The sequence below is a fragment of the Hymenobacter antarcticus genome (genome assembly GCF_039539545.1).
In the GTDB taxonomy this organism is placed as follows: Bacteria; Bacteroidota; Bacteroidia; order Cytophagales; family Hymenobacteraceae; genus Hymenobacter; species Hymenobacter antarcticus.
Genome location: NZ_BAABDI010000006.1, coordinates 87,346 through 100,785 on the forward strand (window position 1 = coordinate 87,346; position 13,440 = coordinate 100,785).

The 13,440-nt window shown below is 61.8% G+C and carries 13 protein-coding genes; 10 read left to right on the plus strand and 3 right to left on the minus strand.

Going from position 1 to position 13,440, the window contains the following annotated elements; all coding sequences use genetic code 11:
- Positions 1-16 precede the first annotated feature (16 nt).
- Positions 17-238 carry a hypothetical protein gene (locus ABD819_RS06570; protein ID WP_345122295.1) on the plus strand — a complete coding sequence of 74 codons (222 nt, stop codon included), beginning with the start codon at positions 17-19 and terminating at the stop codon, positions 236-238.
- Here ABD819_RS06570 and ABD819_RS06575 read toward each other — a convergent pair.
- Positions 213-797 carry a Fic/DOC family protein gene (locus ABD819_RS06575; RefSeq protein WP_345122297.1) on the minus strand — a complete coding sequence of 195 codons (585 nt, stop codon included), beginning with the start codon at positions 795-797 and terminating at the stop codon, positions 213-215. The two genes, ABD819_RS06570 and ABD819_RS06575, sit on opposite strands and share 26 nt — an antisense overlap.
- 774 nt (positions 798-1,571) lie before the next feature.
- Between ABD819_RS06575 and ABD819_RS06580 the strand changes: the two genes are divergently transcribed.
- A complete protein-coding gene (locus ABD819_RS06580) occupies positions 1,572-4,310 on the plus strand; it encodes a polynucleotide kinase-phosphatase (RefSeq protein ID WP_345122299.1) in 2,739 nt (912 codons plus the stop codon).
- 577 nt (positions 4,311-4,887) lie between these two features.
- Here ABD819_RS06580 and ABD819_RS06585 read toward each other — a convergent pair.
- Positions 4,888-5,475, minus strand: coding sequence for a TMEM175 family protein (locus ABD819_RS06585; protein WP_345122301.1), 588 nt, complete (start codon positions 5,473-5,475; stop codon positions 4,888-4,890).
- Positions 5,476-5,579: 104 nt separating this feature from the next.
- Between ABD819_RS06585 and ABD819_RS06590 the strand changes: the two genes are divergently transcribed.
- The 8 genes from ABD819_RS06590 to ABD819_RS06625 all read left to right on the plus strand — a co-directional run bounded on the left by ABD819_RS06590 (position 5,580) and on the right by ABD819_RS06625 (position 12,609).
- Complete coding sequence (locus tag ABD819_RS06590) at positions 5,580-6,350, plus strand: nucleotidyltransferase domain-containing protein (RefSeq protein ID WP_345122303.1); 771 nt, start codon at positions 5,580-5,582, stop codon at positions 6,348-6,350.
- An 18-nt stretch (positions 6,351-6,368) separates the two neighbouring features.
- Entirely contained in the window at positions 6,369-7,445 is a 1,077-nt protein-coding gene (locus ABD819_RS06595) for a DNA polymerase beta superfamily protein (protein ID WP_345122305.1), read from the plus strand.
- Between the two features lie 131 nt (positions 7,446-7,576).
- Positions 7,577-8,497, plus strand: a complete 921-nt coding sequence (locus ABD819_RS06600) for a TIGR01777 family oxidoreductase (RefSeq protein ID WP_345122307.1) — start codon at positions 7,577-7,579, stop codon at positions 8,495-8,497.
- A gap of 9 nt (positions 8,498-8,506) precedes the next feature.
- On the plus strand, positions 8,507-9,040 hold the full coding sequence (locus ABD819_RS06605) for a GbsR/MarR family transcriptional regulator (RefSeq protein WP_345122309.1): 534 nt from the start codon (positions 8,507-8,509) through the stop codon (positions 9,038-9,040).
- 54 nt (positions 9,041-9,094) lie between these two features.
- Complete coding sequence (locus ABD819_RS06610) at positions 9,095-10,183, plus strand: hypothetical protein (RefSeq protein ID WP_345122311.1); 1,089 nt, start codon at positions 9,095-9,097, stop codon at positions 10,181-10,183.
- Positions 10,176-10,970 carry a class I SAM-dependent methyltransferase gene (locus ABD819_RS06615; protein ID WP_345122313.1) on the plus strand — a complete coding sequence of 265 codons (795 nt, stop codon included), beginning with the start codon at positions 10,176-10,178 and terminating at the stop codon, positions 10,968-10,970. Before ABD819_RS06610 ends, ABD819_RS06615 begins: the two co-directional genes overlap by 8 nt.
- A gap of 33 nt (positions 10,971-11,003) precedes the next feature.
- Positions 11,004-11,984 (plus strand): ADP-ribosylglycohydrolase family protein, encoded by a 981-nt coding sequence (locus ABD819_RS06620; RefSeq protein WP_345122315.1) that lies wholly within the window; start codon positions 11,004-11,006, stop codon positions 11,982-11,984.
- Between the two features lie 61 nt (positions 11,985-12,045).
- Entirely contained in the window at positions 12,046-12,609 is a 564-nt protein-coding gene (locus ABD819_RS06625) for a protein-tyrosine phosphatase family protein (protein ID WP_345122317.1), read from the plus strand.
- A 146-nt stretch (positions 12,610-12,755) separates the two neighbouring features.
- Here ABD819_RS06625 and ABD819_RS06630 read toward each other — a convergent pair whose 3' ends face one another.
- Positions 12,756-13,103 (minus strand): hypothetical protein, encoded by a 348-nt coding sequence (locus ABD819_RS06630; RefSeq protein WP_345122319.1) that lies wholly within the window; start codon positions 13,101-13,103, stop codon positions 12,756-12,758.
- Positions 13,104-13,440 lie beyond the last annotated feature (337 nt).

Genomic DNA, 13,440 nt, shown 5'->3' on the forward strand with positions numbered 1-13,440 from the left:
GACTTCCCAGCCGCGTATGCAGGAACTGCGGGTGGTTGAAGGATTGTTTTTAACTTGCTACCTCAAGCCAGAAATTATGAAAGTTGCTCAGACCTCAACCAGTAAAGCAGCCAAACGCCAGGCAATAGCCGAAGCCATGCGCGCTTCCTTTCGCATCGAGGGCATCACAATTTCGGCGGAGCAAGCCCGTGCCACACTGCGCAAGGTGGAGGCTAGCCTGGGTAAAGCGAGCGAATAAGCGTTTGCATAGGCGCGTAATTGCCCAGGCCGCTTTGCTGCACCGCCGCCACGTAGCGCGGAAAAGCAGTTTCGTCAATTATTTCCCAGCGCAGCCGCTCATGCCCTTGCTGTTCCAGCATCAGGTTGGCCAGCAGGCGGGCGGTACGGCCGTTGCCTTCGCGGAAGGGGTGAATAAACAGGAGCTCGCCGTGAATTGCCCCCACCAAGTCCAGTAAATCGTTTTGGTCAGTTGGCAAAGGCTTATGTAGCCATTCCTGCTCAAACTGTTGCATTGAAGCCGGTAAGAACCGGGCCGCTGGAAAAGCAAATCCGCCTTTGGAAATATTTACTTCGCGGTAGCGGCCTGCAAAGGTATAGAGGTGGTCCAGCGCCAGCCGGTGCATATCCAACAGGTATTTCAGGGTGAATTTAGTAGCAGGAGTGAGGTCTTCCGTCAGTAAGATATCGGCCCGCAGAAAACCTTCAAACTCGGCCAGGCCAATGGCCGCGGCATCGGTTAGTCCTAGCAGGTTCGGCAGGATTTCGCTTTCGTGAGCAGAGGCGCGGTATTTATCCATACCGGAAATTATTCCTCCAAAATTCTTTGAGTCATAATTTGATGCTCAGATTTTCTGTCTCGTTTATGTCGCTTAGCTTTTAATTCCCTAGACCAGCTACAATTATCCGAACCGAAGCCCATTCCTCCGCTACCATAATAAGCTAGGGTAGAGCCCTGTTTAGTCATCAGTCCATGCATATAGCAAGTATCAAGACCGCAATCATGCTTGGAGTACGTGCCAAAATTCCGATGGCTCAGCCGTTTGCTCTCTAGAATTTTCTGCTGGTTATGCCGGATATCATCCCAAGCCTGATTCTTATCAGCTACCGTCAAGTTCTCACCCAAATTAGTCACTTGAAAATAGGGCGGTGGTCCAAAGAAGGGTGAAATGTTAATTTAAGCAGGTTATACTTAGCTGTTAATTACTATTGGTCAATAACTTGCAAAGAAATTTAATTTGTTTGACCAATTGTTTGTCACCCTACTTTGGACCACCGCCGAAAATAGGTCTGCGGGTCTTTCAATTGCAGAAATTCAAACGTCTTCGCAAACGCCGCAATAGCAACTTTGCGCAGCTCCAGTTTCTCTTCAATACCCAGCTTCGTGGTTTCTATGATGGAGCGAAATAGCCCTAGCGTATTGAAGTCCGTGAACTTCTTATGGTTCTCAATCAGGTGCAGATATTCCCCGTAGGTGAGTGTATTGAATTACTTTTCGACTTTCATAATAATGCGTCAATAGTGGGTAGTTGTGGCTAATCTTGCATTCCGCAATTCCACCTGCGTTCATTCCAATGCCCCAAGATACCCTCAAGCTCCCCGAACTCTCCCTTGTCCTGCTCATCGGCAGCACGGGCGCGGGCAAGTCCACCTTCGCCCGGCGCTTATTCAAGCCCACGGAAATTATCTCCTCCGATGCTTGCCGGGGCCTGGTGGCGGATGATGAAAACGACCAATCGGCCAGCAAAGACGCCTTTGAGCTGCTGCACTACCTGGTGGCCAAACGCCTGAAGCGCGGGCTGCTCACGGTAGTGGATGCCACCAACGTGCAGGAGGAAGGTCGCAAGCCCTTGGTGGCCCTGGCCCGGCAGTTTCATGTGTTGCCCGTGGCCATCGTGCTCGACGTGCCCGATGCCGTGGCCCAGGAGCGCAACGCCCAGCGCCCCGACCGCCGCCACCTGGGCCGGCACGTCATCGCCAGCCATCGCCAGCAGCTGCGCCGCAGCCTGCGCCACCTCAAGGAGGAAGGCTTCCGGCACATTCACCACCTGCGCAACGTGGGCGAAATCGACGCCATCCAGCACATCACCCGCGACCGCCTCTACAACAACCGCAAGGAAGAAACCGGCCCGTTCGACATCATCGGCGACGTGCACGGCTGCTACGAGGAACTGCGCGCGCTGCTGGAGAAACTGGGGTATCAGGTGACGGAGGAGCCGATTTTGGATGTGCGGGATTTGGGCGTGCGGGTCACCTCACCCCCGGCCCCTCTCCCGCGGAGAGGGGAGCCTGACGACAGTAGCAAATCGCTAGGCTCCCCCTCTCCGCAGGAGAGGGGGCCGGGGGGTGAGGCACGCCGCAAGGCCATCTTCCTCGGCGACCTCGTGGACCGTGGCCCCGCCTCCCCGCAAGTCCTGCGCCTGGTGATGAGCATGGTGCGCGACGGCAGCGCCATCTGCGTGCCCGGCAACCACGATATCAAGCTCCTGCGCCACCTCAACGGCAAGAAAGTCACCGTCAACCACGGCCTGGCCGAAACCCTGGCCCAGCTCGAAGCCGAGCCCGAAGCCTTCAAAAGCGAGGTGCGGCGCTTCCTCGACGGGCTGGTGAGCCACTACGTGCTCGATGGCGGCAAGCTCGTCGTGGCCCACGCCGGCCTCACCGAGGAGATGCACGGGCGCGGCTCGGGGGCCGTGCGGGCCTTCGCGCTGTTTGGCGAAAGCACCGGCGAGATTGATGAATTCGGCCTGCCCGTGCGCTACGAATGGGCCCGCGAGTACCGGGGCCGGGCCCTGGTCGCCTTCGGCCACACGCCCGTGCCCGATGCCGAATGGCTCAACAACACCATCGACCTCGACACCGGCTGCGTGTTCGGCGGCCGCCTCACCGCCCTGCGCTACCCCGAGCGCGAACTCGTGGCCGTGCCCGCCGCGCAGGTCTACTGCGAGCCCGTGCGCCCCCTCAACTACCGCGTCCTCCAGCTGCAAGCCGAACTTCAAAACAACCTAACAACTGATAACGAACAACTAACAACTGCGCAGCAACAGCAAGACGACCTGCTCGACATCCGCGACGTCACCGGCAAACAGTTCATCGAAACGCGCTTAATGAAGGGTGTCATCATCCGCGAGGAAAACGCCGTGGCCGCCCTGGAGGTGATGAGCCGCTTCGCCCTGCACCCCAAGTGGCTGCTGTACCTGCCGCCCACCATGTCGCCCACCGAAACCTCGGCCCTGCCCGACCTGCTCGAACACCCCGCCGAAGCCTTCGACTACTACAAACGCCTTGGCGTGGAGCGCGTTGTCTGCGAAGAAAAGCACATGGGCAGCCGCGTGGTGCTGGTTTTGGGCCGGGATGAAGCCGCCATCCAGCGCCGCCTGGGCCTCGTGGGGGAGGGCATCGGCAAGTGCTACACCCGCACCGGCCGCAACTTCTTTACCGACGCCGCCCTCGAAACCGCCTTTCTCGCCCGCCTGCGCGACGCCTTCACCACGGCCGGCTTCTGGGAGAAATTCGACACCGATTGGGTCTGCCTCGATGCCGAGCTGCTGCCCTGGTCGGCCAAAGCCCAGGAGCTGGTGAAAACCCAGTACGCCGCCGTGGCCGCCGCCGCCAATGCCGCCCTGCCCCAGGTCGAAGCCGTGCTCCAGGAAGCCGCCGCCCGCGACCTCGACGGCATCGACGCCCTGCTGGCCCGCACCACCGCCCGCCGCGAAGCCGCCGCCCACTACGCCGATGCCTACCGCCGCTACTGCTGGCCCGTCCACTCCCTCGACGACCTCAAGCTGGCCCCCTTCCACCTGCTCGCCACCGAAGGCCGCACCTACTTCGACCGCGACCACGCCTGGCACATGGAAACCCTGCGCACCCTGGCATTGGCCGATTCTACCGAACACGGCCCCGGCCTGCTCCGCGCCACGCCCTACCGCGTCGTTCCCCTCAGTGACCCCGCCGAAGTCGACGCCGCCATCCAGTGGTGGACCGACCTCACCGCCGCCGGGGGCGAAGGCATGGTGGTGAAGCCCTACGACTTCATCCCCCAGGGCAAAGGCGGCCTGCTCCAGCCCGCCCTCAAGTGCCGGGGCCGCGAGTACCTGCGCATCATCTACGGCCCCGATTACCTGCTGCCCGGCCACCTCGACCGCCTGCGCCAGCGCAACGTGAAAGCCAAGCGCAACCTCGCCCTGCGTGAGTTCGCCCTCGGCGTGGAGGGCCTGGAACGCTTCGTGGCCCGGCAGCCCCTGCGCCAGGTGCATCAGTGCGTCTTCGGCGTGCTCGCGCTGGAAAGCGAGGCCGTGGACCCAAGGTTGTGATGCGACATTTCGTGCCGCGTCGTTGAACATTCGGAATTGAATTGCAGAACGATTGTAGAGACGCGACACTTCGCGTCTCGTCGTTGAACATTCGGAATTGAATTGCAGAACGATTGTAAAGACGCAACACTTCGCGTCGCGTCGTTGAACGACCCGCATTAAATTACCTTGCCGCCATACATTCGTCGTTCACGCACCGAAACGCGAAGTGTTACATTTCTACATTTCACCCATGCAGGAACCGCCTCTCTACCAGGATAAATATCGTATTCCCTCCACGCGCTTACCGGGCTACGATTACGGACAAAGCGGGATGTATTTTATCACCATTTGCACCCAGAATTGCCAGCCATATTTTGGTCGAATCGAAGTGACTGCGGGCAATTGGGATTCAGCCTTTTTAAGGCCAACTGAAACGGGAAAATATGCAGTCGAATGCTGGGCTAAAATTCCGGATTTTGCCTCGTTTGTGCAATTGGACGCTTTTGTACTGATGCCGGACCATCTGCATGGAATATTGATTTTTGATAAGGAAAATGCTGACGGCGCGGACGCCGAGACGCGAAGTGTCGCGTCGCTAAAATTTCTGGCTGAGCGTCCGCTCAATGCGGCGGTCCGGCACCAGCCACATCAGCGCCACGGCCACGTAGATGGCCCCGCCACCCACGGGTTCCAGAAGCTGGCCGCGATACCGACCACGTAGCGCGGGGGCGAGGAGAGGCCCTTCACGTCGCGCCCAATGGCGTAGGCACCAGCACCGAGCCCGGGCCCGGGCCGTCGTGCGCGACGATGCGGGCTTGCAGTATCCAGTAGGCCACGCCCGCCAGGAGCAGCACCGCGCCGCAGGTGGCCAGCGGGGCCTGGCGAAGTGGTTTTCGCCCATCCAGCCCGTCACCACTGGCACCAGCGACAGCCAGAACAGCAGGTGCAGGTTGGCCCACAGCATAGCCCCGTTCACGCTTTTAGTGCTGCTGAGTATGTGGTGGTGGTGGTTCCAGTAAATGCCGATGTAAATGAAGCTCAGCAGGTAGCTCAGAAACCTGGGCAGTAGCGGGCGTAGGGCGGCGAAATTGGCTCCGTGCGGCACCTTGATTTCCAGCACCATGATGGCGAGGATGATGGCCAGCACGCCATCGCTGAAAGCTTCGAGCCGTCCTTTGTGCATGAGGGAGGGCGGCGGGCAGCCGCGTGCTGCGGGTGAGCCGCTAAAGTAGCGCCATGCGGCGGCTCCTGCTACTTTCGTGGCATCGCACAATCTTACTGAACGTCATGCTCCCCCGCATCCAAACCGCCCTGCGCCAGCTCGAAGCCACCCACGGTATTCGCATCCTCTACGCCTGCGAGTCGGGCAGCCGCGCCTGGGGCTTCCCCTCGCCCGATTCTGATTTCGACGTCCGCTTCATCTACTGCCACCCGCCGGACTGGTACCTGACCCTGGACGAAGGCCGCGATACCCTCAACTTCCCCGTCGACGACGAGCTGGACCTGGCCGGCTGGGAGCTGCGCAAGGCCCTGCGCCTGCTGCGCGCCTCCAACGCCGCACTGTTTGAGTGGCTGCAATCGCCGGTGCTCTACCACGAGGCGCTGGATTTTCGGGCGCGGCTGGCCCCGCTCATGCCGGCCGCCTTCAACCTGAAAGCGGGCCTGCACCACTACCTGGGCCAGCTGCGCCACGGCGTGGAAGATGACCTGAACGGCGACGAAATCCGCCTGAAACGCCTGTTCTACGCCTTGCGCTCGGCCCTGGCCGCTCGCTGGATTTGGAGTCAGCACACGCTGCCGCCCATGGAATTTGCGCCGTTGCGGGAGTTGCTGCCTGCCGGGCTGCAGGGCGAGGTAGACGAGCTGCTGGCGCGCAAAGCCGACGCAAACGAGAAAACCACAGTGCCTTCCCCAACGGCGCTGGTCGGGTTTCTGCAAACGGAATTGGCCGCCGGCCAGGCGGCGCGGGAGCTGCTGGCGGTGCCCCGGCACGGCCGGGTGGCAGAGGAGCTGGATGTGGTTTTCCGGGCGCTGATTAGCGAAGCGTTTACAAGGTAAAAAAACCGAATAGCATTTATGACCATCGCCGACCTGCGCCGCCAAAACCTCATTCTCTTCGAAGCCATCAGTGGCAGCCGGGCCTACGGTACCAATCTGCCGCACTCCGATACCGACCTGAAGGGCGTATTTATTTTGCCCGAAGACCAGTTTTTTGGTCTTGACTACGTGCCGCAAGTAGCCAACGAAACCAACGACGAAGTTTTTTATGAGCTGCGTCGATTCGTGGAATTATTGCTGAAGAATAACCCCACGGTACTCGAATTACTGGGCACGCCGGCCGACTGCGTAATTTATCGGCATCCATTATTCGAGCAATTCCAGGCTGCTGATTTTCTCTCGAAGCTTTGCCGCCAGAGTTTCGCGGAATACGCCGTGGCCCAGATTCGCAAAGCCAAAGGGCTGAATAAGAAAATTAACCATCCCGAGCCGCCGGCCCGCAAATCGGTGCTGGATTTCTGCTACGTAACGGTGGGTGCGGGGGCCCAGCCGGTGGGCACCTGGCTGGCCCGCCACGACTATCAAGCTCCGCAGTGTGGCCTGGCCAACGTGCCACATCTCACCGACTTGTACGCGCTGTTTATTGACCCCACGCCGGCGCGGAGCCACGGCTACCGGGGCCTCGTGCGCGACGCCGAAACCTCGCAGGATATTCTGCTTTCCGCCGTGCCGAAAGGGGAGGAGCCAGTGGCCTATCTGTCCTTCAACCGCAACGGCTACAGCGTGTACTGCCGCGCTTTTCGGGAGTATTGGGAATGGGTGGAAAAACGCAATGCCGAGCGTTATCAAAATACCGTGCAGCACGGCAAAAATTACGACGCCAAAAATATGCTGCACGTATTTCGACTGCTGCAAATGGCGGAAGAAATTGCCGAAACCTGCCAATTAAACGTGCATCGGCCCAACCGGGAATTTCTGCTGCGAATTCGGCGCGGCGAGTTCGAATACGAAGAATTGGTAGCCGAAGCCGAGCAGCTGGTAACGCGCGTGGAAGCGGCATTTGCCACCTCTGCGCTGCCCGATGCGCCGGATAGAGTTGCTGCGGAGCTCCTGTTGAAGCAGGTAAGGCAGGCATTTTATGAAATAGCGGAATAGCCAAGTCGGACAAGGGGAAAAATAATGTATCACAAGTTTCAATAATTATTGAAACTTGTGATACATTTGTCCCGTCCAACAGGCGAAGGACCGGAGCTTACCGGATTCGTGCTGCCTGCTGGCCACTATATATGCCACAGCAACAATTAGTTATTGCCGGAGGGAATGGGTTTTTGGGCCAGGAGCTGGCCCGGTACTTCCGGCAACTGGGCTACCGGGTGGTGGTGCTCGGGCGAGGTGCCAGCGCCGGGCCCGACTACCAGCGCTGGGATGGCCGCACCCTTGGCCCCTGGGCCGCCGCCCTGGAAGGAGCCGACGCGCTGATAAATCTCGCGGGCCGCACCGTCGACTGCCGTTATACGGCCGCCAACAAGCACGAAATCATGGCCAGCCGGACCGAGAGTACCCGCGTGCTGGGTGCGGCCGTGGCTGCCTGCACCGTGCCGCCCCGGGTCTGGCTCAACTCCTCCACCGCCACTATTTACGCCGATACGCCGGGCGACCAGCCAGCCAATACGGAGGCGGCGGGCATCATCGGCGAAGGGTTTTCGGTGGAGGTGGCGCAGGCCTGGGAAGCCGCTTTCGCAGCCTGCCCGGCCCCGGCCACGCGCAAGGTGGCGCTGCGCACGGCCATTGTGCTGGGGCGCGATGGCGGCGCTTTCCCGGTAATGGCACGGCTGGCGCGGCGGGGGCTGGGCTCGCCGCATGGCAACGGGCGGCAGTGGATGAGCTGGCTGCACATCACCGATTTTTGCCGGGCCGTGGAGTTCCTGCTAATGAAGCCCGACGCCGCGGGGGCCTTCAATTTGTGCGCCCCGCAACCAGTGCCCAACCATACGTTTATGGCCCTGCTCAGTCACGAGCTGCGCCCGTGGCTGCGGCTACCCCAGCCGCAATGGCTGCTGGAAATCGGGGCCTTCGTGCTGCGAACCGAAACCGAGCTGATTCTCAAAAGCCGCAAAGTGTACCCGCAGCGCCTGCTGGAGCTGGGGTTCGCCTTTGAATTCCCCACTTGCGAAACGGCGGTGCGCGACCTGCTGAGTCCTTCCTGACGACTTCCTATGCAACCATCTGACAACCAGTTGGATATCACGCTGACTGAGGCCAAAGCCCAGTTCATTCACCTCTGGGGCGTGTCGGGCAGCAGCTGGGGCGTGAGCAAAACCCTGGCCCAGGTGCACGCCCTGCTGCTGGTGAGCCTCAATGCCCTGAGCACGGAAGATATCATGGAGCAGCTGACCATCTCGCGCGGCAACGCCAGCATGACGGTGCGCGAGCTGCTCGATTGGGGCCTGATATACAAGGAGCTGCGCCCCGGCGAGCGCCGCGAATACTTTGTGGCCGAGAAGGACATGCTGCAGGTCACGCGCTGCATCATCCGGGCCCGCAAGCGCCGCGAGCTCGACCAGATGAAGCGCAGTCTCGACCAGCTGGCCGCCCTGCCCGGCGACCCCGCCGATGCCGAGTACCGCGCCTTTCACGCCACGCTGACGGATATTCAGCAGCTGGCCATCGTGTCGGACAAGCTTCTCACGCGCCTCATGCAGGCCGAAAAAAGTTGGTTCTGGGACAAGTTTCTGAAGCTGTTCATGTAGCACCGTCCGGCGGTCGGCCCGGCCGTCATCTCCACTCTTTCAGGTTTTATCAACATGATGCCGTTTGAGAATCAACCCGAGCCTGCCAACCCCACACCGCCTGCTGGCCCAACGTCGCCGCCCGCGTCGTCAATTCCAACGTCCGATGAGCGTGGCAGCCGGTGGGGGGCGGCCCTGCTGGGCGTGGTCGGAACCGCGCTGGTCGGTGGCGGCCTCGGCGCGCTGCTGATGTCGTTTTCGCTGCGCCAGTACGAGTCATATGGCGCTACCTTATTCTGCCTGTCGCCCACCATCAGCAGCTTCGTGGCGGTGCTGCTCTACAAGCGCGGGCGGCCCGGCCGGTCGGGAGGCATCTGGTCGGTTTCGTGGGCGGTGGTGGCTGTTATGGCGGTATTGGCTTCCATGCTGATGCTGGTATCGACGAAGGGGGAAGGCATTATCTGCGTGCTGATGGCTACGCCTTTTGCCTTGATTATGGCCCTGGTGGGTGGTTTGTTGGGGCAGGCGGTGGTGGAGCTGCGCGGCTCGCGCCGGCCCCTGCCCGTGGTGGCCGTGGTGGTCCTGTTGTATCCGGCGGCGCAGGAATACGAAGCGCGGCATCCTGCCCCGGTACTGCCGCGGCGGGTGGCTACGCAGGTGCTGGTAGCTGCTCCGCCGGCCGCCGTGTGGGCAGTGCTGATGCGCCCCGTCGTGTATCCGGCCGCCAACAATTGGTTTCGGGCGGGGGTGGTGTACCCCACGCGTACCGCTTTCGCGCTCGATTCGGCTACCGGCCAGCGCACGCTGGTGTGCCGCTACTCGCACGGCCTGGCCCGCCTGCCGGTGGTGGGCTGGGAGCCCGGCCGCAGCCTCACGTTTGCCGTGCCGCCGCCCACCATGCCCGCCCCCATGCGCGAGCTCAGCCCCTACCCGGATGTGCATGCGCCCCACCTGCACGGGTTTTTCCGGGTCGATAGCGGCACGTTCCGGCTGCGGCCGCTGCCGGGCGGGCGCACCCTGCTCGAAGCCCGTACCGTGTACCGCCACGCCATCGGCCCGCAGTTCTACTGGCAGCTCTGGAGCGATTATCTGCTCGACGCCATGCACGGCCAGGTGCTGGCCACCCTTAAAGCCGAGGCCGAGGCCAGCGCCCTCCATGAGTAGCGACCTGTTGCTAAGCAGGTCCGTCGCGGCCCTGAATGCTCCAACTGCGGCGGTGCCGTCGGCCAGTGGCCGGCGCTACGCTCCCGTTCGGGTGCGGGCGTTATTCGATGCCATGGCCGCCACGTATGGCTTCGCGCCCTGGCTCTCGGGCGGCTTGCTGGGCCGCTGGCGACGCCAGCTGGTGGCCGGGCTGCCCGTGCCGGCACCCGGCCAGCCCGTGGCCGTCGTGGATTTGATGGCCGGCGGGGCCGACCTGTGGCCGGCCCTGCGCCGTCGGCTCGGCTCCGGCCTGCACCTCACGGCCGTTGATTTTTCAGTGCCCATGCTCGCCCGGGCAGCCCGGCACGCCGCCGGGGCAGACCTGGTCCTATGGCCCGCCGACGCGCTGGCCACGGGCCTGCCGGCCGGTAGCGCGCACGTCGTCACCAGTGCCTTTGGCCTGAAAACCCTGGCCCCGGCTGCTTACCCCGCACTTGCTCAGGAGGCCGCTCGCTTGTTGCGGCCCGGCGGCCGGCTGGTCCTGCTCGAAGTGGCCCTGCCGGCCCGGGGCTGGCTGCGGCGGCTGCTGCCCGCCTACCTGGCTATCCTGCTGCCCGTGGCAACGTGGCTGTGCCCGGCAGCGGCCGTGCACGCCGCCCTGGCCGGCTACCTGCGCCGGGGCCCCGACCTGGCCGCCCTGCGCCAGGCCCTGCGGCGGGCGGGTTTCGGGCAGCTGCGCCAGCAGCGCCTGTGGCCCGGCTGCGCCGTGCTGCTCACGGCCGAGCGGATTGCCCGGCCGCCGCGGTAGCTTCGCGCTAAATTCTTCCTCAGTTTATTTCCGATGGCAGCTGCTACCCTTACCGATTCGGCCCGCGCCACCCTGCTGGGCCTGGCCGTGGGCGACGCTCTCGGCGTTCCGGTGGAGTTCCAACCCCGTGCCGCCCGCCTCAAAGACCCCGTGACCGGTATGCGGGCTTTCGGCACGCACCAGCAGCCCGCCGGCACCTGGTCCGATGACTCGTCGCTGACGTTTTGCCTGGCCGAAACGCTGGCCCGCGCTGGTGGCATGCCCGATTTGGGCGACTTTGCCCGGCGCAGCATCAACTGGCTCTACCAATCTTACTGGACGGCTACGGGCGAAACCTTCGACGTGGGCAACGCCACCCGCACCGCTATCGACCGATTGCAGCGAGGCATAACGCCAACTTCCGCTGGCCCAAATTCCGAATTCGATAACGGTAACGGTGCGCTGATGCGGATTCTGCCGCTGGTATTTCACGAAACCTGGCAAGCTGAAAAGCTGGACCTGGATGTCGCCTGGGCGCTCACGGAAGCGGTGGCCAGTGTCACGCACGGGCATGCTCGCTCCACTTTGGGCTGCTTTCTCTATTTGCTGGTGGCGCGGGGCCTGCTGGCGGGAAACGTTCCCGCCGGCGCTTATGCGCAAATGTGCCAGCAGGCTAAACCCTGGCTGGCCGCTGGTAGCATCCCGGCCGTAGTGCAGGACATTCATTACGCAAGGGTATTAAATGGCGCTTTGCCCGAGCTTTCCGCAGACGAAATCAAAAGCTCCGGCTACGTCGTTCATACCCTGGAAGCGGCCCTGTGGTGCCTGCTGACGCACAATGACTACGCTGCCACGGTGCTGGCCGCCGTGAACCTCGGCGAGGATACCGATACCACCGGGGCCGTGGCCGGTGGTCTGGCTGGTCTGGCTTACGGCGAAGCCGGTATTCCGGCCGAGTGGCTGGCCGTGCTGGCGCGCCGCGCCGATATTGAAGAATTAGCGACGCGCCTCGCGCATCGGAACTCCGACCGGTGAGGCCCGCAGAGAGGCTTGAAATCAGGATTTTACAGTTGTCATCATTTTGCTAACTTGCTTTATGAATACGACTCCCACTCCCCGTCCACTACCCAATTCCTATTGGGCCACCCCACTACTGCTCGCCTCCGAATATCCGGGAGCCAAGGAAGAAGCCAATGCGGCGCACCGGCTCGATGCGCTGCTGGCGGCCGGCATTCGCGACTTCTACGACCTGACCGAAGCCACCGAGCCCCTGCAACCCTACGAAGCACTGCTGCGCGACCGGGCCGTGCACCTGGGGCTTGCGGCCGAAAGCGTCCGTTTTCGCCGTTTTCCGATTTCCGATGTGAGCGTACCCACCCCCAAGCGCCTCGCCGAGGTACTGGCCGCTCTATCCGATAGTGCCGCGGCGGGCCGCCGCGCGGTAGTGCATTGCTGGGGTGGTGTCGGTCGCACGGGCACGGTGGTGGGCTGCCACCTGCGGCATCAGCACGGCCTGAGCGGCGATGAGGCCCTGGTCCGCATTGCCGAAGAATGGAAAGGTGTTGAAAAAAGCCGCCGCGTGTCCCGCTCTCCGGAAACCGACGAGCAAGCTGAATTCGTGCGCAGCTATCAGCCTGAAATGCCCGCGCCCATCGCCTAAGTTGTTAGTCATTAGTTGTCAGTTGTTAGTAGGATGGCAATCGGCTGACTGACAAATAACAACGAGCAACTAATAACCCGTTTACTTTTGAACGACTGCTTAAAGCTCCCCGCCGGGGCCACGCCTGACGCGAATGAGCACGTCCGTTATTGGGCTGGTACGAGCTTCACGCCGGTATACAGTTGCGGGTTGGCCACCGAAGCCATGGGCTCGATACTCAGGCGCTTGTCGTACTGGCTGACGTTGGCCAGCTTGAGCAGGCTGGTGTAATCAGAAGTGAGACCGTGCCTGGTTTTGAGGAAAAAGTTATTCACTTTCAGCGTAGTAGGATTGTAGCTTACTACTAAGGCAGTGGTATCGTGCCAATACGTATAAATTGCCTCTGTGACCCCCGTAGGCAGGTCGCGGGGCGTGCGGTCATGGTCGGGCCGAATAGCCTGGCCGGTCAGGGGCTTGGCAATCTGGTCGGCATTCATGCCGATTAGTGCCGGCACGTCGAAGGCTCGGTTTAAAGTTAGCGCTGGCGTAACTGACGGGCTTTCAGCAGCGGGTTGTTCGGTACTGGCACAGCCCAGTAAAAGAGCCAGCGGTAGGAGAAAAGCGTAACGCATTGGTCAAATCAGTTAAGGTGAACAGAAGTAATACGGAACGGAGCCAGAAAGCGCCATATTTCTCACTCTCGACATAACTGTGACGCTTATGCATAGCAGAGATTTTGAGGTGGTCCACTCAGAGGCTATCCGAATAGGCCGTCATACCGAGCGCAGCCGAGGCATCTCGCCCGCTTTGTTGAGGTGGCGGCTGATTGCTGCTGCACGCGAGATGCCTCGG